Source organism: Pseudarthrobacter sp. alpha12b, from assembly GCF_054130495.1.
The window spans coordinates 3,244,988-3,264,456 of sequence record NZ_CP196746.1 but is presented as its reverse complement, the minus strand read 5'-3'; the positions used below and the strand labels follow the sequence as shown (position 1 = coordinate 3,264,456).

General features: G+C 66.2%; 16 protein-coding genes and 1 tRNA gene. 7 read left to right on the top strand and 10 right to left on the bottom strand.

All coding sequences use genetic code 11. From position 1 onward, the window contains the following. Nucleotides 1-94 precede the first annotated feature (94 nt). Together ACTAQI_RS15115 and ACTAQI_RS15110 are read left to right on the top strand one after the other, a co-directional pair. The gene (locus tag ACTAQI_RS15115; protein WP_457946919.1) at nucleotides 95-1,084 is read left to right on the top strand and encodes an LLM class flavin-dependent oxidoreductase; all 990 of its coding nucleotides are present in this window, start codon (nucleotides 95-97) and stop codon (nucleotides 1,082-1,084) included. A gap of 1 nt (nucleotide 1,085) precedes the next feature. Beyond that, nucleotides 1,086-2,561 (top strand): MFS transporter, encoded by a 1,476-nt coding sequence (locus ACTAQI_RS15110; protein ID WP_457946918.1) that lies wholly within the window; start codon nucleotides 1,086-1,088, stop codon nucleotides 2,559-2,561. A gap of 43 nt (nucleotides 2,562-2,604) precedes the next feature. On the opposite strand, the gene ACTAQI_RS15105 is transcribed toward ACTAQI_RS15110, so the two are convergent. The 4 genes from ACTAQI_RS15105 to ACTAQI_RS15090 all read right to left on the bottom strand — a co-directional run bounded on the left by ACTAQI_RS15105 (nucleotide 2,605) and on the right by ACTAQI_RS15090 (nucleotide 6,189). Next, entirely contained in the window at nucleotides 2,605-3,750 is a 1,146-nt protein-coding gene (locus tag ACTAQI_RS15105; RefSeq protein WP_457946917.1) for an FAD-dependent oxidoreductase, read from the bottom strand. A gap of 35 nt (nucleotides 3,751-3,785) precedes the next feature. After that, complete coding sequence (locus tag ACTAQI_RS15100) at nucleotides 3,786-4,712, bottom strand: AEC family transporter (protein WP_457946916.1); 927 nt, start codon at nucleotides 4,710-4,712, stop codon at nucleotides 3,786-3,788. A gap of 51 nt (nucleotides 4,713-4,763) precedes the next feature. Further along, complete coding sequence (panD, locus tag ACTAQI_RS15095; protein ID WP_457946915.1) at nucleotides 4,764-5,189, bottom strand: aspartate 1-decarboxylase; 426 nt, start codon at nucleotides 5,187-5,189, stop codon at nucleotides 4,764-4,766. 85 nt (nucleotides 5,190-5,274) lie between these two features. Then, nucleotides 5,275-6,189 carry a LysR family transcriptional regulator gene (locus ACTAQI_RS15090; protein WP_457946914.1) on the bottom strand — a complete coding sequence of 305 codons (915 nt, stop codon included), beginning with the start codon at nucleotides 6,187-6,189 and terminating at the stop codon, nucleotides 5,275-5,277. A gap of 155 nt (nucleotides 6,190-6,344) precedes the next feature. On the opposite strand from ACTAQI_RS15090, the gene ACTAQI_RS15085 reads away from it, so the two are divergent. Together ACTAQI_RS15085 and ACTAQI_RS15080 are read left to right on the top strand one after the other, a co-directional pair. Next, nucleotides 6,345-7,808: an amino acid permease gene (locus tag ACTAQI_RS15085; protein WP_457946912.1), complete on the top strand. Its 1,464-nt coding sequence runs from the start codon at nucleotides 6,345-6,347 to the stop codon at nucleotides 7,806-7,808. A 512-nt stretch (nucleotides 7,809-8,320) separates the two neighbouring features. Then, complete coding sequence (locus ACTAQI_RS15080) at nucleotides 8,321-11,827, top strand: bifunctional proline dehydrogenase/L-glutamate gamma-semialdehyde dehydrogenase (RefSeq protein WP_457946911.1); 3,507 nt, start codon at nucleotides 8,321-8,323, stop codon at nucleotides 11,825-11,827. A 119-nt stretch (nucleotides 11,828-11,946) separates the two neighbouring features. Here ACTAQI_RS15080 and ACTAQI_RS15075 read toward each other — a convergent pair whose 3' ends face one another. Together ACTAQI_RS15075 and ACTAQI_RS15070 are read right to left on the bottom strand one after the other, a co-directional pair. Continuing rightward, nucleotides 11,947-12,261, bottom strand: coding sequence for a hypothetical protein (locus tag ACTAQI_RS15075; RefSeq protein ID WP_285247974.1), 315 nt, complete (start codon nucleotides 12,259-12,261; stop codon nucleotides 11,947-11,949). Between the two features lie 167 nt (nucleotides 12,262-12,428). Continuing rightward, on the bottom strand, nucleotides 12,429-13,283 hold the full coding sequence (locus ACTAQI_RS15070) for a LysR substrate-binding domain-containing protein (protein ID WP_457946910.1): 855 nt from the start codon (nucleotides 13,281-13,283) through the stop codon (nucleotides 12,429-12,431). Nucleotides 13,284-13,422: 139 nt separating this feature from the next. On the opposite strand from ACTAQI_RS15070, the gene ACTAQI_RS15065 reads away from it, so the two are divergent. Next, nucleotides 13,423-14,802, top strand: a complete 1,380-nt coding sequence (locus ACTAQI_RS15065; protein WP_457946909.1) for an MFS transporter — start codon at nucleotides 13,423-13,425, stop codon at nucleotides 14,800-14,802. A 34-nt stretch (nucleotides 14,803-14,836) separates the two neighbouring features. Here ACTAQI_RS15065 and ACTAQI_RS15060 read toward each other — a convergent pair whose 3' ends face one another. From ACTAQI_RS15060 to ACTAQI_RS15050, 3 genes are all read right to left on the bottom strand, one after another. Next, entirely contained in the window at nucleotides 14,837-16,006 is a 1,170-nt protein-coding gene (locus ACTAQI_RS15060) for a N(5)-(carboxyethyl)ornithine synthase (protein ID WP_457946908.1), read from the bottom strand. Next, nucleotides 16,003-16,143 (bottom strand): hypothetical protein, encoded by a 141-nt coding sequence (locus ACTAQI_RS15055; RefSeq protein ID WP_168223187.1) that lies wholly within the window; start codon nucleotides 16,141-16,143, stop codon nucleotides 16,003-16,005. Before ACTAQI_RS15055 ends, ACTAQI_RS15060 begins: the two co-directional genes overlap by 4 nt. 105 nt (nucleotides 16,144-16,248) lie before the next feature. Continuing rightward, nucleotides 16,249-16,322 (bottom strand) — tRNA-Gly (locus ACTAQI_RS15050). 239 nt (nucleotides 16,323-16,561) lie between these two features. On the opposite strand from ACTAQI_RS15050, the gene ACTAQI_RS15045 reads away from it, so the two are divergent. Continuing rightward, the gene (locus tag ACTAQI_RS15045; protein ID WP_457951073.1) at nucleotides 16,562-17,023 is read left to right on the top strand and encodes an SRPBCC family protein; all 462 of its coding nucleotides are present in this window, start codon (nucleotides 16,562-16,564) and stop codon (nucleotides 17,021-17,023) included. A 15-nt stretch (nucleotides 17,024-17,038) separates the two neighbouring features. Here ACTAQI_RS15045 and ACTAQI_RS15040 read toward each other — a convergent pair whose 3' ends face one another. After that, on the bottom strand, nucleotides 17,039-18,748 hold the full coding sequence (locus tag ACTAQI_RS15040) for a CAP domain-containing protein (protein WP_457946907.1): 1,710 nt from the start codon (nucleotides 18,746-18,748) through the stop codon (nucleotides 17,039-17,041). Nucleotides 18,749-18,890: 142 nt separating this feature from the next. Between ACTAQI_RS15040 and dcd the strand changes: the two genes are divergently transcribed. Next, nucleotides 18,891-19,466 carry a dCTP deaminase gene (dcd, locus tag ACTAQI_RS15035; protein ID WP_457946906.1) on the top strand — a complete coding sequence of 192 codons (576 nt, stop codon included), beginning with the start codon at nucleotides 18,891-18,893 and terminating at the stop codon, nucleotides 19,464-19,466. The last annotated feature ends 3 nt before the right edge of the window (nucleotides 19,467-19,469 follow it).

Here is a 19,469-nt window from a genome sequence, read left to right as displayed (position 1 = left end):
AAATAACCCGGGCCCCGTCGTCGTTATGCATCAAGTGCCCGCCGCGATCCGGCCGGCGACTCCTACGTAACGTTCCTGAAAGGCCGCACCCGACGTGACTCTTCCCCTCTCCATCCTTGACCTGGCAACCATCGGCAAAGGCCAGACGGCGGCGGAGAGCTTTGCGGGCAGCGTGGCCATGGCGCAGAGCGCCGAGAAGCTGGGCTACCGGCGCATCTGGTACGCGGAGCACCACAACATGTCCTCCATTGCCTCCTCCGCCACCAGCGTGCTGATCGCCCACGTGGCCGCGCATACCCAGAGCATCCGGCTGGGCGCCGGCGGCATCATGCTGCCCAACCACTCCCCGCTGACCATCGCCGAACAGTTCGGCACCCTGGAAACCCTCCACCCGGGCCGGATCGACCTGGGCCTGGGCAGGGCCCCGGGCAGCGACCAGAACACCATGCGGGCATTGCGCCGTGACCCCATGTCCGCGGACAGCTTCCCGCAGGACGTCCTGGAACTGCAGGGCTACCTCACCGGCCCCACCCGCATCCAGGGCGTCGAGGCCACCCCGGGCAAGGGGACCAACGTGCCGCTGTACATCCTGGGCTCGTCCCTGTTCGGCGCCCGCCTGGCCGCCCAGCTGGGCCTGCCGTACGCGTTTGCCTCCCACTTCGCCCCGGCGGCCCTGCAGGAGGCGGTGGCCATCTACCGCCGCGAGTTCAAGCCGTCCGCCCAACTCGATGCCCCGCACGTGATCGCCGGCGTCAACGTCATCGCCGCGGACTCCGCGTCCGAAGCGCAGGCCATGTTCCAGGCCACCAAGCGCGCCCGCGTCTCCCTGTTCTTCGGCGGCGGCCGCGAATTCACCGACGACGAGGCGGACATGATCCTGGACTCGCCGCAGGGACGCCACATGGCGCAAATGATGACGTACTCCGCAGTGGGAACACCCGACGTCGTCATCGACTACCTGGACAGCTTCGGCAAGCACGCTGACGCCGACGAACTCATCGTGGCGCACCAGAGCCCCGGCACCCAGGACCGCCTGCGGTCCGTCGAGCTGCTGGCGCAGGCCGCAGGGCTGGTGCGGGTCTGACATGGCAAACGCAAAAGCCAACGCAAAAGAAGGCGTAGGGTTCCGGTCCGACCGCGGGCCCATCCTCATCGCCCTGATGCTGTCCACCGGACTCGTGGCCATCGACTCCACCATTGTGGCCACGGCGGTGCCGTCGATCGTCAAGGACGTGGGCGGCTTCTCATCCTTCCCCTGGCTCTTCTCCGCCTACCTGCTGGCGCAGGCGGTGTCCGTCCCCATCTACGGCAAGCTCTCCGACATGGCAGGCCGCAAGCCGATCATCCTCACCGGCATTGGCCTGTTCCTGCTCGGTTCGGTGCTCTGCGGCGTGGCCTGGAGCATGCCCTCGCTGATCGCCTTCCGCGCACTGCAGGGACTCGGCGCCGGCGCGGTACTGCCCGTGTCCGTCACCATTGCAGGGGACATCTACACCCTGCAGGAGCGTGCCAAGGTGCAGGGCTACCTGGCCAGCGTCTGGGCCATCTCCTCCGTGGTGGGCCCCAGCCTGGGCGGCGTCTTCTCCGCGCTGGGCATCTGGCGCGGCATCTTTTTGGTCAACGTGCCGCTCTGCCTGCTGGCCGGGTGGATGCTGATCCGCACCCTTCACGAAAACGTGGAACGGGCCACGCACAAGGTTGACTACGCCGGGGCCGTGCTCCTGGCCGGATCGCTCGGCCTGCTCATCCTCGGCGCACTCCAGGGCGGCCAGGCCTGGGCATGGAACTCGCCCATCAGCATTGGCGTATTCGTCGTGGGCGCAGTGCTGCTGGTTGCGTTCCTCCTGGTGGAGCGGCGGGCGGCCGAGCCCATCCTCCCGGCCTGGGTGGTGTCCCGCCGCCTCCTGGCCACCACTGCGCTGGTGTCCTTCGGCGTCGGCGCGATGATGATCGGGCTGACCTCGTACGTGCCCACCTTCCTGGAAGGCGCCCTGTCCTCCTCGCCGCTGGTCGCCGGCCTGGCGCTCGCAGCCCTGACTCTCGGCTGGCCGCTCAGCGCCTCGCAGGCCGGAAAGTTCTACCTGCGGATCGGGTTCAAGTCCACCGCCCTGATCGGCATTGCCATCGCCGTTGTGGGCCTGCTGATCCTGTCGCTGACGGCCTCCTCACCCAACGTGGCACTGATCGCGGTCAGCTGCTTCGTCGTCGGGCTTGGCCTTGGCCTGCTGGCCACCCCCACCCTGATCGCCGCCCAGTCCAGCGTGCCCTGGAACGAACGCGGCGTGGTGACCAGCACCAACATGTTTGCCCGGTCCATCGGCAGCGCCCTCGGCGTGGCCGTGTTCGGTGCCGTGGCCAACTCCATCTACGGCGGCAGCAACGGCGGCGACGCCGATCCCGCCATAGTGATCAGCGCTTCCGGGGCCGTGTTCCTGGCGGCCCTGGTGGCCGGGCTGCTCACCGTTGCCGCGGTGTTGGCCATGCCCGCCGTGAAGCCCGAAAACACTGGCAAGGCAGATGCGGAGCCGGTCCCCAGCAGCGCTGAAGGCAGCCCCAGCTAGCGGAAACGCTGCTGGTACGACGCGCGGCTAGCGGGAAACGCGGCTAGCGGGACGCACGGAAGATCGACGGCGCGGGCCGGGTCCCGGTGGCAAGGTCAGCCAGGATCCGCCCCACCACCGGGGTGAACTTGAAACCGTGCCCGGAAAAGCCCGCGCCGATCACCACCGGACCGATGCGGTCCAGGATGAAGTCCTCATCCGGAGTGGTGGTGTAGGTGCAGCTGATGGCCTCGAAGGAGTCGGGGTCCACGCCGGGCAGCCACTGCCGGGCATACTCCTGCAGCGCGGCCAGCTGCGTTGGTTCCGGCAGGAAATCGCGGTGGTCGGGGTCCACCACCGGGCCCACCCCATGCCAGCCGGCCTTGATGCCTTCACCGGGGGTCTGCATTCCGTAAACGGGGGAGTACCAGTTCCGGTAGTCCGGGCCGGGGTAGTGGTTGAAGCCCGGCCACACCGCACCCGCGTCCGCCACCCGGAAATGCGCCGGCTGCTCCTGCGTGACCCTCAGCTCCGGGAGCCGCAAGGCAGCGTTATTACCAGCGGCGTCCCTGCCGTCAACCCTGGCCAGCAGCTTCCCGGTCCAGCGGCCCGCGGTCACCACCACCTGCGCTGCGGTGACCACCTCCGTGCCCGCAGCCGATTCGAGCGTCAGCCGCACGCCGTCGTCGAACGCCTGGAAGTCCACCACCCTGGTGTGGTGCCTGATCTCGGCACCGCGGGCGGAGGCCAGCCGCTGGAACGCCGGCAGTGCCGCTTCCGGGTTGAGCTGGCCGCCGTCGGGCATGTGCAGGACCTGCTGGTCGAACCGGATGCCGCGCCACCGTTCGCCGGCCTCGGCCGGGTCCAGGAACTCTGCGCGGATACCCGCATCGGTGAGGGCCGCGGCGACTTTCTGGAGGTCCCCGCCCGGGCCGTGGTTGACGATGCCGGTGCGCGCCAGCAGCTGCTCTCCGCTTTCCTGCTCCAGCTCGTCCCACAGGGCCAGCCCCTCGGCCAGCATGGCCACGTACTCCGGCCGGTGGTAGCCCGGATTAAGGTTCCGGGTGGCGCCGTGGGACGCACCGATCCTGTGCCCGGGACCGAACTGCTCCACCAGCGTCACCTGCCGGCCGCGGCGGGACAGCGCCCACGCGGCGGCCGAGCCCATGGCGCCACCGCCGATCACGACGGTATCCAGCACAGTATTCATCAGCCCTCCAGGGTGCGGTTGGTTGCGGTCAACAGTCATGCCAGCAACAGCGCGACGCCGATCATCGCCGGCACTGCCACCACGGTAGTGATCAGCACGGTGTCCTTGGCCACGGTCAGGCCGGTCTGGTACCTGCTGGCGGCCACGAACACATTCTGGGCGGTCGGCAGGGAGGACGTGACCACCACGGCGAACAGCGCGTGGCCGTCCATTCCCAGCACGAAGCGGGCAAAGACATAGGCAAGGGCCGGCTGGACAGCGAGCTTGAAGCCGCTCGCCAGCAGGGTGTCCACGCGGCGGCCGGCGGAGGCCTGCAACGGGCGGGTGCCGTTCAGGCTCATCCCGAACGCGATCAGCATGGCGGGAATCGCTGCGCCGCCAATGAGGTGGATCGGCTCCATGACCAGCGCCGGAACCTGGAAGCCGGTGCCGGCCACCAGCAGCCCCAGGCCGGAGCCAACAATCATGGGGTTGCGCAGGATCATCAGGAAGAAGCCCACGGGCGTGGTGCGGTGCGTACTGGTGCTCGAATCCAGGATCATCAGGAACATCGGGGTGAAGAAGGCGAGCTGGAAGATCAGCAGCGGAGCCACGTAGCTGGCGTCGCCCAGGACATATACCGCGATGGGAATACCCAAATTCGCGGAGTTCGCGAGCGACGCGGACATGGCAGACATCAGCGATTCGGGGAGCGCCCGCTTCAACCAGAACCTCGCGATGGCGAAGAAAATGGCGGCCGTCGTGATGGCGGCCACGGCGGTGACCAGCAGCGGTTCGGCAAAGACTTCCTGCAGGCGGGCCTTGCTCAGGGTTTCGAAGAGCAGCGCCGGGCTGGCGACGAAGAAGGTGAGGCCGCTGAGGACCGGCCGGGCGTTATCGCCCAGGATCCGCTGCCGGCCCACGAACCATCCCACCAGGATGATGCACCAGACCACGAAGAATCCGGCCAGCACCCCTAGCAAGGGTCACCCGTCCGGGCACGGCGGAGGCAGGGGCCGGGACACACGCTCCGGTTACAGGGTGGCGTTGTTGAGCGCGAAAGGGGGGCGCATCATGCCGGCGGTGAGGCCCTCGGCGGGATCATTGCCCAGTTGGATGATCCGGTTGTTTGCGTCCACGTGGACCACCCGCGGGTCGTAGGCCTTGGCCTCTTCGGTGGTCATCGCGGCGTAGGTGATCAGGATGACGATGTCGTTCTCGTGCATGAGGTGCGCCGCTGCACCGTTGATGCCGATCACGCCGGAACCACGCTCGCCGGCGATGGTGTACGTTTCAAGCCGCGCACCGTTGGTGACGTCCACGATGGACACCAGCTCGCCGGGCAGAATGTCGGCGGCCTCGAGCAGGTCAAGGTCCACGGTGACCGACCCTACGTAGTGCAGGTCGGCGTGCGTGACGGTGGCGCGGTGGATCTTGGACTTGAACATTGTTCGATTCATAACGGACCCAGTCTAGACCTGCGGCCCCTTACCCGCAGTGACGCAGGAAACACAACGCCTTAGGACGACGTACGACGGCGGCCGGTCACCCGGCGTCGTCCCTTGCCACTGCGGCGGCGGCCGCAGCGAGGGTTTCCCGGGCGGCCAGGATCGCCGGGCGCTGGGCGCTGGAGCGGCGGACCGAGGTGAAGATGGTGCGGAACGGCTTGCCGGGAAGCTCCAGCAACTGGGCTGTGGTGCCGCGGCCGGTCCATACCAGGTCCGGCATCAGGGCCACCGCGTTGCCGGACTCGATCAGGCGGGCCTGGGCCTGCAGGTCGGCGGTTTCAAAGCGGACATCCGGCTCGAAGCCTGCGCTGCGGCACGCCTGTTCCGCCCAGTGGCGCGATGCGGCACCCCGCGGTTCCATGACCCAGGCAAGCTCCGCGGTGTCCGCGAGCGTGCGAATGGCTGGGCCGCCGTCGGACGCCGGGGGAACGGCGAGCCGGATGGCGTCGGTGGTCAGCTTTACCCGGTCCAGCTCGGGGTAGCGCGGCGCCGCGTGCCCGGGGTACTGCTCCGCGATGACCAGGTCGAAGTCACGCGCCCAGGTTTCGTGCAGCGCGGTCTCGGGCTCACGCTGGATCATCTCGATCCGGACCTCGGGGTAGGCGGCGGCCATGCGCGTCAAGGTGTCCGGCATCAGGGCGAGCGCCGCGGACTGGAAGACCGCCATCCGCACCGTACCCGTGACCGTGGTCAGGGAGGCAGCCAGGTCCGCCTCGGCCTGCTCCATGGTTTCCAGCAGCTGCGCGGTGTGCGCCACCAGCACCTCAGCCTGGGGCGTCAGCTGCACCCGGCGCCCGGTCTTCCGGAGCAGCTCAACGCCCACTTCCTTCTCCAGGAGCGCGAGCTGCTGAGATACCGACGACGGGCTGTACTGCAGTGCCTCCGCCACCTCAGCGAGGGTCCCGCGGATGCTCAACTCGCGGAGCAGCCGCAGCCGGCGGACATCAAGCATGATGGATTCCTAACTGAAACTAACGAATATAGGTTAGAAGTAGCCACTTTATCTAACGCAATCGCGCACGCATACTGTTGAAACCGAGTTACCCCCGTCACAGCCAGGTTCCTTGGCGTGCCGCGGCGGGGTCGCACCCCAACCAGGAGTTCCTGATGAGCAGCAAAGATCTAAGCCAATCGATCATGCGGCGCAAGCCCATCGATGACATCGAAGAAGAGAGCAAGCACAGCGGGCTGTTCAAGTCGCTCGGACTGTGGCAACTCACCGCCATTGGCGTTGGCGGCATTATCGGCGTCGGCATCTTCTCCCTCGCGGGACTGGTGGCCGCCGGCAGCGAAGGCAACCCGGGAGTGGGGCCCGCGGTGTTGATTTCCTTCCTTATTGCGGGCCTGGCCTCCGCCGCGGCGGCCCTGTCCTACGCGGAATTCGCAGGCATGATTCCCCGTGCCGGTTCTGCCTACACCTACGGCTACGTGGCGCTCGGCGAGGTGATCGGCTGGTTCATCGGCTGGGACCTGCTGCTGGAATACATCGCCATTGTGGCCGTGGTGGCCATCGGCATCTCCGGCTACCTTGACGCCTTCCTTGCCGGCATCGGCATCCACTTGCCCACCTGGATGACCTCCACCTTTGACGAGGGCAAGGGCGGGATCGTCAATATCCCGGCCATCCTGGTCTGCCTCCTGGTCACCTGGATCCTGTCCCGCGGCACCAAGGCGTTCGGCCGGTTCGAACTGGTCGCCGTGGCCATCAAGGTCGTCCTGATCCTGTTCATCATCGGGCTGGGCGTCTTCTACATCGACACCAACAACTACAACCCGTTCATGCCCAGCGGGTTCGGCCCTGTGGTGGCAGGCTCCGCCACGGTGTTCTTCGCAGTGTTCGGCTACGACGCCATGAGCACCGCGGCCGAGGAAGCCAAGGACGGCAAGAAGCACATGCCTAAGGCCATCGTGCTCTCGCTCATCATTGCCATGCTCCTCTATGTTGCCGCCACTTTGGTCCTCACGGGCATGCAGAACTACAAGGACATCGACCCCAAGGCCGGCTTCGCGTCCGCCTTCACCTCGGTGGGCCTGCCCGTGATCGCCACCATCATCTCGGTCTTCGCCGTGCTGTCCATCCTCACCGTGATGCTCACCTTCCTGCTCGGCGTCACCCGCGTGTGGTTCTCCATGAGCCGTGACGGCCTGCTCCCCGGCTGGTTCGCCAAGACCGACCGGCACGGCACCCCGCAGCGCGTCACCTGGATCGGCGGCATCGCATCCGCCTTCCTGGCGGGCGTCTTCCCCATCAAGGCAGTCGCGGACCTCACCAACATCGGCATCCTGGCTGCGTTCGTCGTCGTCTGCCTGTCCGTGATCATCTTCCGTTACAAGCGGCCTGATGCTCCCCGTACGTTCCGCCTCCCCCTGATGCCCTTTATCCCGGCGTTCGGTGTCCTGGCCTCCGCCTTCCTGATGCTGCAGCTGCACTGGGAAACCTGGCTGCGCTTCGTCGTCTGGCTGATCATCGGTTTGGTCATCTACTTCAGCTACGGCCGCAAGCACTCGCTGATGAACCCCGACAGCCCCCGCCACCAGGAACTCGAGGACGTGCACCGCCCGCTTCCCTAACCCGTCCCTCCCGACGCGCCATCACCTTCCGCGTCTTTTTCCCCAACGCGCCATCACATAAGGCGCCTTTTCTCCAGACGCCCCATCACATAAGGCGCCTCCTCAATGAACCCTTTCCCACAGTCCGTGGGGAAGGGTTCGTTGTTTAGGCGGTGCGAAAGGGTTTTCGTGTGCTGCGGGAGGTGATGGGGCGTTTCGGTTGTGGCTGCGGGAGGTGATGGGGCGTTTCGGTTGTGGCTGCGGGAGGTGATGGGGCGTTGCCGGTGTGGCTGCGGGAGGTGATGGGGCGTTTCGGGTTTGGCTGCGGGAGGTGATGGGGCGTTTCGGCGTTGGCGGCGAAAAGTGATGGGGCATCGGTGGTTTTAGGGCGGTAGGTGATGGGGCGTTGGGAGGTGGTTAAAACATTGGTTTTTCTAATCTGTATTGGTTGGAAAAGATCGCTTTATCTTATGTGAGTTGAAGCTCATACTGGTGGAAAGACCTCCCAGAACACCAGAAAGATCGGGAAAACAATGACCCACGTTGCAATGGAACCGGCAGTTGCCAAAGCGGCCACCCCGCAGACGGTCGACGTCGACGTCCCCCAGGCAAAGTCCCTCGCCAATGAAGCGGTGGCCTTGGTCCGGCGCTGGCTTACCGAGGCCGCCAAGGTTCCGGTGGACGCCTCCGCTGAGCAGTTGGCGGGCGTTTTGAAGGACCCCAACGGCCTGGACTTCACGGTGGGCTTCGTGGACGGCGTGGTCCGTCCCGAGGACGTGAACGTCGCCGCCCGCAACCTGGCAGCGCTGGCACCCAAGGTTCCGGCCTTCCTGCCCTGGTACATGCGCAGCGCCGTGGCCCTTGGCGGCACCATGGCCCCGGTCCTGCCGCAGGTAGTCATCCCGGTCGCGCGCAAGGTGCTCCGCGAAATGGTGGGCCACCTGATCGTTGACGCCACCGACGCCAAGCTGGGCCCCGCCATCGCCAAGATCAGGAAGGACGGCATCAAGCTCAACGTCAACCTCCTCGGTGAAGCGGTGCTGGGCGAGCACGAGGCGTCCCGCCGCCTCGAGGGCACGCACACGCTGCTGGCGCGCCCCGACGTCGATTACGTCTCCATCAAGGTCTCCTCCACCGTGGCCCCGCACTCGGCCTGGGCCTTCGATGAAGCCGTGGAACACGTCGTCGAAAAGCTCACGCCGCTCTTCCAGCGCGCGGCCTCCTTCGCCGGCCCGGGAAAGAAGGCCAAGTTCATCAACCTGGACATGGAGGAGTACAAGGACCTGGACATGACCATCGCGGTCTTCACCCGGATCCTGGACAAGCCTGAGTTCAAGAACCTCGAGGCCGGCATCGTGCTCCAGGCCTACCTCCCGGACGCGCTCTCCGCGATGATCCGCCTGCAGGACTGGGCAGCTGTGCGCCGCGCCAACGGCGGCGCGGGTATCAAGGTCCGCGTGGTCAAGGGCGCCAACCTGCCCATGGAACAGGTGGAAGCCTCGCTCCACGACTGGCCGCTGGCCACCTGGGGCAGCAAGCAGGACTCGGACACCAGCTACAAGCGGGTCATCAACTACGCGCTGCACCCGGAGCGGATCAAAAACATCCGCATCGGCGTTGCCGGCCACAACCTGTTCGACATCGCCTTCGCCTGGCTCCTGGCCAAGCAGCGCGGCGTGGAATCCGGCATCGAATTCGAGATGCTGCTGGGCATGGCGCAGGGCCAGGCCGAGGCCGTCAAGAAGGACGTCGGCTCCCTCCTGCTGTACACCCCGGTGGTGCACCCATCCGAATTCGACGTCGCCATCGCCTACCTGATCCGCCGCCTGGAAGAGGGCGCCAGCCAGGAAAACTTCATGTCGGCCGTGTTCGAGCTCAGCGAAAACGAAGGGCTGTTCGAGCGCGAAAAGCAGCGCTTCCTCTCCTCGTTGGAGGCCCTGGACAACAGCGTCCCGCTGCCCAACCGCCGGCAGGACCGCAGCCTTCCCCCCGCGGCCATGCCGCAGAGCGGTTTCCGGAACACCCCGGACACCGACCCCGCGCTGCCGGCCAACCGGACCTGGGGCCGGGCCATCCTTGAGCGCGTCCCCGGCTCCACCTTGGGCACCGCCTCCGTGAAGGCCGCGTTCATCAACGACGAGGAAACGCTGAACTCGGCCATTGCCAACGCCGTGGAGAAGGGCAAGGCCTGGGGTGACCTCTCCGGCAACGAGCGCGCAGAAATCCTGCACCGCGCCGGTGAGATCCTGGAAACCCGCCGCGCCGACCTCCTGGAGGTCATGGCCAGCGAGACAGGCAAAACCATCGACCAGGGCGATCCCGAGGTCAGCGAAGCGGTGGACTTCGCCCACTACTACGCCGAGTCCGCGCGCAAGCTGGACACGGTCGACGGCGCCACGTTCGTTCCAGCCAAGCTCACCGTTGTCACCCCGCCGTGGAACTTCCCGGTCGCCATCCCGGCAGGGTCCACCCTTGCGGCACTTGCCGCCGGCTCCGCCGTCGTCATCAAACCTGCCAAGCAGGCAGCCCGCAGCGGCGCCGTCATGGTCGAAGCCCTGTGGGAAGCCGGCGTGCCCAAGGGCGCGCTGACCATGGTGCAACTGGGGGAGCGGGAGCTCGGCAAGCAACTCATCTCCCACCCGGCCGTGGACCGCGTGATCCTCACCGGCGGCTACGAAACCGCCGAACTGTTCAGGTCCTTCCGCAAGGACCTGCCGTTGCTGGCCGAAACCAGCGGCAAGAACGCCATCATCGTCACCCCCAGCGCCGACCTGGACCTGGCAGCAAAGGACGTTGCCTACTCCGCGTTCGGCCACGCCGGCCAGAAGTGCTCCGCCGCCTCGCTGGTGATCCTGGTGGGCTCCGTGGCCAAATCCAAGCGGTTCCACAACCAGCTGATCGACGCCGTCACCTCGCTCAAGGTGGGCTACCCGCAGGACCCCACCAGCCAGATGGGGCCCATCATCGAACCCGCCAACGGCAAGCTCCTCAACGCCCTCACCACTCTGGGTGACGGCGAAAACTGGGCCGTGGAGCCGAAGAAGCTGGACGATACCGGACGGCTCTGGAGCCCGGGCGTGCGCTACGGCGTCAAACGCGGTTCCTACTTCCACCTGACCGAGTTCTTCGGCCCTGTCCTTGGCGTGATGACCGCCGAGACCCTGGAGGAGGCCATCGCCATCCAGAACCAGATCGAGTACGGCCTCACGGCGGGGCTGCACTCCCTCAACTCCGAGGAGCTCGGCATCTGGCTGGAGTCCATCCAGGCCGGCAACCTCTACATCAACCGCGGCATCACCGGCGCCATCGTTCAGCGCCAGCCGTTCGGCGGCTGGAAGAAGTCGGCCGTGGGTGCCGGTACCAAGGCGGGCGGCCCCAACTACCTGGCCGGCCTGGGCGACTGGGCCCCCGCGGAGGCATCCGCCAAAGCCGAAATCACAGACTCCAGCGTGCGCCGCATCCTCAACGCGGCCGGTCCCGCCCTACAGGCCGCCGAGCTCGAGTCCGTCCAGCGGGCCCTGGCGTCCGACGCCGAGGCATGGGCTGGGGAGTTCGGCACCGCAAAGGACGTCTCGGGTTTGAGCGCGGAACGCAACATCTTCCGCTACCGCAGCCTGCCGGTCACCATCCGGCTGTCCGAAGGCGCGCCGCTGGCGCACCTCGTCCGGACTGTGGCGGCCGGCATACTGGCGGGCTCGGCGCTCACGGTGTCCACCGCCGTCGAACTCCCCGCCCAGTTGCGCTCCGTGCTCACCGCGCAGGACATCGACGTGACGGTGGAGTCCGACGCCGGCTGGCTGGCTTCCGCGGAACGCCTCGCCGCGGCGGGCAAGCTGTCCGGCGCCCGCATCCGCCTGATCGGCGGCGAGGCATCGGCGCTCGCCGAAGCCACCGGAGGCCGGCCCGACCTGGCCATCTACGCCCACCCCGTCACGGAGGCAGGCCGCGTGGAACTGCTGCCGTTCCTGCATGAGCAGGCCGTCAGCGTCACCGCGCACCGGTTCGGCACCCCGAACCACCTTTCGGACGCGCTGATCTAGGCCGGCGGGTCCAAGCCCGCCGGCAAACGGAAGGCCGGGCAGCCACCTGATAGTGGCTGCCCGGCCTTCCTGATGTTAACCTCCGCGCTTATTGCGCAGCGTAAGACCTGGCCGCTTTCTTACCCCAGGTACCAGCCGGGCGGTGTCCAGGTAACCGGGACGTTGTGGGCCGAGAATTCCTCGCAGTGGGTGCAGGTGTAAGCCACTTCGCCAAGTGCCGCCACGCTGCCATCGCGCCGGTACGTGGGAGGGATGTAGGACTCAAGGTAGACAAATTCGTCCGTACGGCACTTGTCGCAGGTGGGCTTCCCGACGTATCCGGTGTCAACGGAGGCCCGTCCGCTGCCCAGGGTGTTCTGGCGGGTGGAAGGCCGGGCTTCGGCGTACGGGCGAGCGTGCGCAGAGTTGAGATGGGTGTTCCTGGCTGTCGTCATTGGCTGCCTGTCCCAAACGCGGGCCGGCATGCGGAAGCGCGTTTGTGGTTAGTGAACGCGGCCTGCTGCTTGACCTTGGTAATAGAGCATAGGTGATGCCACTTCCCCTATCAATGGACACGGACCCCCTAACTACCCTAAATGCTGGAATTCGAGGTGCCGGAGGGTTAAGTTTGGCGGTTAATGGTCCTGCCTACGATCGACTGGGTGAGGGCGTCGATCACCTCAGCGTTGGCCAACGGGTTGCGGATCAGGGTGAAGTCCACGTCCCCCACAGGGGGAAGGTCGAAGCGCCGGGTGATGATCTTCAGGTCTTCGGGTACCAGTGAGGTGGGCATGACGGCCACGCCGATGCCCGCGCGGACCGCCGCGAGCACCCCGCTGATCTGCCGGGTGGCGCAGGTGATCCGCCAGGTCCTGCCGTGGGCTTCCAGCGCATCGATGGCCAGTTTCCGGCTGAGGCTGGGCGCCGGGTATGCAATCAGCGGTACGGGCGTCCCCGGTTCAAGCATGGTCTGTTCCAGGCCCACCCAGGAGAACGAGTCATGCTGGACCACGGTGCCGTCCTTTGCCCCGGCCACCCACTTAACGAAAACCAAGTCCAGCTGGCCGGCGTTTAGCTTGCGGTACAGCTGGTCGCTTTGCCCCACCGTCAGTTCCAAGTTGATCTGCGGGTAGATCTGCCGGAACTCACGCAGGATCCGGGGGAGCCCAGTGATGGCGAGGTCGTCAGCGGTGCCGAACCTCAGCCGTCCGCGCATTGCCGATCCCGAAAAGTAGCGGGCGGCGGCGTCGTGCGCGGACAGGATGCTGCGGGCAAAACCGGCCATGGCGTCACCGTTGTCCGTGAGCCTGACGTCGCGGGTGTCCCTGGTGATCAGGCTGCGCTTGGCGGCCGCTTCGAGTTTGCGGATGTGCTGGCTGATGGTGGGCTGTGCCAGCCCCAGGCGTTCCGCGGCCTTGGTGAAGCTCAGGGTGTCGGCCACCGCCAGGAAGGAGCGGAGCTGGGCTGGTTCGAACATTGTGGACTCCGGAGTCTCCCGTGGCTGGGCGTATTACGTTCTGCAATACGAGTTATAGGGACCATACCTCTCCATAATCTCCTCGGCCAGCCTAGCGTTAAGGACATCCCAGACCGCCCGCAATTTTGAGGACCTCCCTGTGGCACCGCCTCCGCCTTCGTCGGCTTCCGTCTCCCAACCAGTCATCGACGCAGCAGGCTCGGCGCCGCCCGACAATCAAACCCAGCCGCTTCCCGTCACCACGGAGCGGCTCCCCTGGAAGCACACCTTCATCTCCCTGAAGGTGCCCAACTTCCGGATTTTCGCCGCCGGCCACTTCATCGCGGTCATCGCCATCTGGATGCAGCGGATTTCCCAGGACTGGCTTGTGCTGCAGCTCTCGGGCTCGGTGACAGCGGTGGGATTCACCGTGGCGCTGCAGTTCATGCCGTCACTGCTGCTGGGTCCGTGGGGCGGCATGATTGCCGACCGGTTCGCCAAGCGGAAGATCCTCATCCTCTGCCAGGGCGTGGCCGCCATCCTGGCGGCACTGCTGGCCACCCTTGCCCTCACCGGCGTCATCATGGTGTGGCACGTCTACGCCATCGCCCTGGTCCTGGGCCTGGTGACGGTCCTTGACCAGCCGGCACGCCAGGTGTTCGTCAATGAGCTCGTTGGCCCCAAGTATTTGCGGAATGCCATCAGCGTCAACTCGACGACGTTCCAGTTGGGCGGCCTGATCGGCCCTGCCATCGCTGGCCTGCTCCTGACCGCGGTAGGCGCCGGCTGGGCGTTCGCGGCCAACGCCGCAGCCTGCTGCTCCACGGTTGCGATGCTCCTGATCCTGCGCAAGGACCAGCTGTACGTCAACGCCCCTACCCCCAAGAGCAAGGGAATGCTGCGGGAGGGGCTGCGCTATGCCTTGAGCAAGCCCACCATCTACTGGCCGTGGCTGATGGCCGGCTTCATTTCTGTCTTTGCCATGAGCCTGCCGGTGCTGCTGGCCGCGTTCGCCGACCACGTTTTCAAGGTAGGCGCCGGCGGGTACGGTCTCCTCAACGCCCTGGTGGCGCTCGGCGCGCTGGCCGGTGCCGTGGCGTCCACCCGCCGCCGGCAGCTGCGCCTGCGGTCCGTGGTGTTCTGCGCCGGCATGTATGGCCTGATGCTCTGCCTGGCAGTCCTCGCCCCGTCCATGGTGTGGTTCGGGGTGGTGATGGTGCTGTCCGGCTTCTGGTGCCTCATGTTCCTCACCGGGTCCAACCAGCTGGTGCAGGTCAGCTCCAACATGGGGATCCGCGGGCGGGTGATGAGCCTCTACATCATGGTGCTGATCGGGGGCCAGGCGCTGGGCGGCCCCATGCTGGGCTGGATCGCGGAACACGCCGATCCGCATGTTGCCCTGCTGGTCTCCGGCGGGGTGCCCGCACTCGCGGCGATAACCGTGGCTGCCATCCTGGCACGGAAGGGCTCACTGCAGCTTCGGATGGATCTGAAGGGCCGCCGCCCGGTGAGGATCGTCAGCCGCCACGCAGGTGCCTAGGACCGTACCCAGGCACCTTGCATAGACGCGGTGCCTAAAGGCCTGCCATCTGCGGCGCCTGGTGCGGATACTCCGGCCCTCGCTCCTGGAACCGCAGCACAGCGTCATTCCTGATGACGCCGTCACGGATTTCAATGGCCCGCGCTATGGTGTCATTGCTTTCCCAAGCGGCCGGACCGCCCATGACCGTTTCGAGGAACGGCTGCAGGGCCTGGCTGATCTCCCAACTGGCGGAGTTCCAGAGGAATGAGGGACTGTGGTCCACCGCGTAGTAGTTGATGTGGTCACCCACCGTAAACATCGGATCGGCAAATGAGGTGGACCGGGCCCAGCTGAAGCCCATGCCCTCATCACAGGAAACATCAACGATGAGGCTGCCCGGACTGAATGCCGCCAGGTCCTCTGTCCGCAGGTATGTCAGCGGATTGTTCGGGTCCTGCAACGTGCAGTTGACCACGATGTCGCTTTCGGCGAGGAACGGTGCCAGCGGAACCCGGCCCCGTTCGGTGATGACCTGGCTCAGGTAGGGGGCCTCGGCGTCGTGGTCGAACTGCACGATGTTCACGGAATGGATGGGTGCGCCCACCGCGGCCACGCCGCGGTTGGTAAGCACCTGGACGTCGTGGACGCCGTGCGCGTTCAGTGCCGTCACAGCGCCACGGGCCGTGGCGCCGAAACCGATCACGACGGCGTTCAGCCGGCGCCCGTAGTCCCCGGTGGAACCTGTCAATGCCAGCGCATGCAGGACGGAGCAGTAGCCGGCCAGCTCGTTGTTCTTGTGGAACACGTGCAAGCCGAAACCGCCGTCGCTTGCCCAGTGGTTCATGGCCTCAAACGCGATGAGGGTGAGTTTCTTGTCGATGGCGAGCTGGGTGATGGCACGGTCCTGGACGCAGTGCGGCCAACCCCAGAGGACCTGCCCATCGCGCATCTCGGCAAGGTCTTCCGGCTGGGGTTTGGGCAGGAGTACGACGTCGGCCGCGGCCAGCAGCTCTTCCCTCGCCGCCATCCGACCCACCAGGGTTGAGAGGTGGCTGTCCGGGACACCGAAACGTTTGCCGTAGCCCTGCTCCAGGATGATGCGCCCGCGGATTTCGCGTGGAATCCGTTCGAAGTGCAGGGGGTGGATGGGTACGCGCAGCTCGTCCGGTTTACGCGTGGAGGCCAGGACGCCCAGGCTCAGCTGGGACTGTTGGCCACTCACTTCTTTTTAGCGGCCTTGGTGGACGTGATGTCCAGGGAGCTGGCCGGCGCGGCGGCGGCCTTCTTGTCTGCGCGCTTTTCCTTGATGGACTTGCCGGACTTTTTTGATGCCGTTTGACGCGGGGACTTATCAGCCATGATTGCTCCTGTAGCGGAACCGAAAAGGTTCCTGGCTACCGACACTACACCCGTGCACCTAATGGGCTTCGGGGGAGGCTGCTCTGTACGGGGAGGCGGGAGGACTGGAGCGGCTGACGGGAATCGAACCCGCGTATCAAGCTTGGGAAGCTAGCGCTCTACCATTGAGCTACAGCCGCAGCGCCGCCGCTCGCGCGGGGCAAAACTTAGCTTAGCGCAGATCCGCGGGCTCCCTGCCAACCCGGCTACACGGCGATTCCGTGTCCCCACACGCATGACGTCATCCAGTAACTCTTCAATAACGTCCGCGGTGCCGGCTAGGTCCGGGCGCTGGGCGGTGGCTAACCTGATCCGGGCAGCGGCCGCGTTGGGGGAGGCAGCTGTTGCGGCAGCCGACGTCAACCACAGGAATTTCTTCATGGCAATCGCAGAGCACGAGGTCCTCATAGAACGCGACGCCGTGGCCGTCTACCAGTACCTCCTTGACGCCACCAATCTTCCCGCCTGGCGGAGCGATGTCCGCAGCGTGAAGCTCGTGCAGGGCCCGGCCGAAACCAAGGGCGCCGTGTACCGCAAAATGGTTGCCGGCCGCTCCGGTCTGAGCATTCCCGCCGAGCTGGAGATCACCAATGTGCGGCCCGGTGCTGAAATCCAGTTCCACATCGTTTCCGGGCCTGCCACCCGCTGGGGCGGCTACTACCTCAGCACCGAAGACGCCGGGACCCGGGTCCGGTTTGCCATGGAAGCGAAGCGCGAAGGACGGTTCGGGTTCCTCAGCAGGTTGACCTTTTTTAACGGGATGCTTCAACGCCGCGTCAATTCCGACGTGGCCCAGCTTGACCGGCTGAAGAACGTGCTGGAACTCCAGCCGGCCGTCTGAGTCAGTCCACCCGGGTTACTGTGCCAGCCGCTGCCCGGTCCAGGGCCCGGCAATGTTCGACGGCGACGCCAGGCTTCCGGAGCTCAGGTCCCAGTACTGCACTGCGTCATTGGCCCGGCGGAGCGCCACGCCCGTGGAGTTCAGCCCGGTGACATTGCGCAGCGCCCGGATACCCGTGACGTCCGTCCAGCCGCTGGCGACGGTGGGCCGGGTCTCTGCGCGGAGCGCGGTGGCACCCCACCCGCGGTAGAGCTGCACGGTGCCGTCCGTCTTCAGCCCCAGAATGTCCTGGAAACCGTCACCGTCGTAGTCCACCATGGACAGCCGGGAGGCGTAGACACCGGTGGCAATGCTGACACGCTGCGAGATATCGCCGGTGCCCTTGTTGCCGTAGAGGAACAGGTTTCCAGTCCCGTCCAGGGCCAGGATCTGCGGCATCCGGTTGTTGGCGCACCAGCCTCCCACCGCCAGGGTCAGCGTGTCCCATCCGCCAACGCCCAGGGTGATGGGCGCCTGGAAGCCGCCGCCGGCGATGCCCCGGTGCAGCGTCAGGTTGCCGCTGGCCCACTGGGTCAGGACGTCGTATGCGCCATCGCGGTCCCAGTCAGTGACGAAGACTTCCTTGGCTCCGCCAAAGCCCGAGCCGATCACCTTGGCAGCGGCGTAGGTGCGGGGCCCGGTGGACGCCCGGTTGAGCAGCTGTCCGGCGGAGTCGACGGAGACGAGGTCGGCCGGGCCGGTGATTGCGGCGGCGGCAAGGTTGAGGGTGGGTGGCATGTGCTTGACAGGTGCATCGCACAGGCTTGGCGGTGGCGGCGGGAAGCCACCCCCGGATCCGCCGCCGGGGGAATCGAGGGTACCGGCCGGGAGCGTGGTGTAACCGAAGAAGTTCACCACACCCCAGATCTGGTAGGTGGAGTTGGTGTAGGAGATCCCTGCGCCCATCACATTGAAACGAGGGTCGAGGAGCATGGCGTTGTGGCCCGGGGATCCCTTCCACCATTCCACGAGCTGGGCGGCGTCGCGGTCGGTGCGGATGGCAATGACCTCACCGGCGCTGGTGGGATTCAGGGCGCGGGGATCGGTCCAGAAGCTGGCCCGGTGCTCGATTACCTCACGGGTGGCGATGTTGTCCGACCACTCCTGCGACATCCCGGCCACCGTGGGGTGGTACTTCACCTTGTTCAGGCCGTTGGCCACGCGGTACTCGTTGATTTTGGTGAATACGGTGAGGATGGCTGACGAATTGCTGTCCGGGACCAGGGCTTGCGTGGAAGGAAGGGCGGCAGCAGATTCGGGAGCCGCGAGTTGTGTTGTTGATGGTGTGGCAAGGTCCTGGTCCGGCGCCCAGAGCGGAGGGATGGACACCGTCTGCGGGGCGGGTTCGGCGGAGGTGGCAGCCGGTGCAGGCGATGGCGCCGTTTCCGTGGCGGGTGCAACCGCAACCGTGGAAGGAACTGCAGTGGTAAGCGCGGGCGCGGGAGCCGGCGCGGGGGTGGCCTGGGGCAGGGGTGAAGCGACCCGGATGTCCGGGTCCACGGCCGGGGTAAGGCTCCCGGCGGAACCGTCCCCCCTGTCCGCCGCACCGTCGTGGCGCACCAGGGGAGCTGCCAGCGAGATGCCGGTTGCCCCCGCCTGATTAAAGGACGGTGGCGCGGGAGGCGCGGTGGCGGACGAAGAGACCAGCGCCAACGCGCAGAGCACGCCAAGAAAAGACGGTGCCACTAATTTATTCACAACATCCCCAGCTCTGTTACGCCGTCCGGGAGACCATTCCGGCGGCTTTCATTGGCAACATTAGCCCCACGAGGCCACAGCAACAACGGGAAAGTGCAGCTGTGGATAACCGATACGGTAATTTGGGACGGTGCTGATCTCTGACCGCGACATTCGTGCCGAAATTGATACCCAGCGGATTGTGCTGGAACCGTTCGATCCCGCGATGGTCCAGCCGTCGTCCGTGGATGTCCGGATCGATAAATTCTTCCGGTTGTTCGACAACCACAAGTACGCGCACATCGACCCCGCGCAGGAGCAGCCCGAGCTGACCCGCCTGGTGGAAGTGGAGCAGGACGAAGCCTTCATCCTGCACCCGGGGGAGTTTGTCCTTGGGTCCACCTACGAAACCGTGACGCTGCCTGATGACATTGCAGCGCGCCTGGAAGGCAAGTCGTCCTTGGGCCGGCTGGGCCTGCTGACGCACTCCACCGCAGGTTTCATTGACCCAGGCTTTTCCGGCCACGTCACCCTTGAGCTGTCCAACATGGCCACCCTGCCCATCAAGCTGTGGCCGGGCATGAAGATCGGCCAGCTCTGCTTCTTCCGGCTAAGCTCGGCCGCGGAGTACCCGTACGGCCAGGGGGAATACGGCAACCGGTACCAGGGCCAGCGCGGTCCTACCGCCAGCCGCAGCCACCTGAACTTCCACCGCACCAGGATTTAGCGC

Bases quoted from the DNA above. Each gene is read 5' to 3' on its own strand.
- ACTAQI_RS15055 (WP_168223187.1), bottom strand. From the start codon at position 16,143: ATGGCTGATAAGTCCCCGCGTCAAACGGCATCAAAAAAGTCCGGCAAG.
- ACTAQI_RS15075 (WP_285247974.1), bottom strand. From the start codon at position 12,261: ATGACGACAGCCAGGAACACCCATCTCAACTCTGCGCACGCTCGCCCG.
- ACTAQI_RS15105 (WP_457946917.1), bottom strand. From the start codon at position 3,750: ATGAATACTGTGCTGGATACCGTCGTGATCGGCGGTGGCGCCATGGGC.
- ACTAQI_RS15090 (WP_457946914.1), bottom strand. From the start codon at position 6,189: ATGCTTGATGTCCGCCGGCTGCGGCTGCTCCGCGAGTTGAGCATCCGC.
- panD (WP_457946915.1), bottom strand. From the start codon at position 5,189: ATGAATCGAACAATGTTCAAGTCCAAGATCCACCGCGCCACCGTCACG.
- ACTAQI_RS15070 (WP_457946910.1), bottom strand. From the start codon at position 13,283: ATGTTCGAACCAGCCCAGCTCCGCTCCTTCCTGGCGGTGGCCGACACC.
- ACTAQI_RS15085 (WP_457946912.1), top strand. From the start codon at position 6,345: ATGAGCAGCAAAGATCTAAGCCAATCGATCATGCGGCGCAAGCCCATC.
- ACTAQI_RS15110 (WP_457946918.1), top strand. From the start codon at position 1,086: ATGGCAAACGCAAAAGCCAACGCAAAAGAAGGCGTAGGGTTCCGGTCC.
- ACTAQI_RS15045 (WP_457951073.1), top strand. From the start codon at position 16,562: ATGGCAATCGCAGAGCACGAGGTCCTCATAGAACGCGACGCCGTGGCC.
- ACTAQI_RS15080 (WP_457946911.1), top strand. From the start codon at position 8,321: ATGACCCACGTTGCAATGGAACCGGCAGTTGCCAAAGCGGCCACCCCG.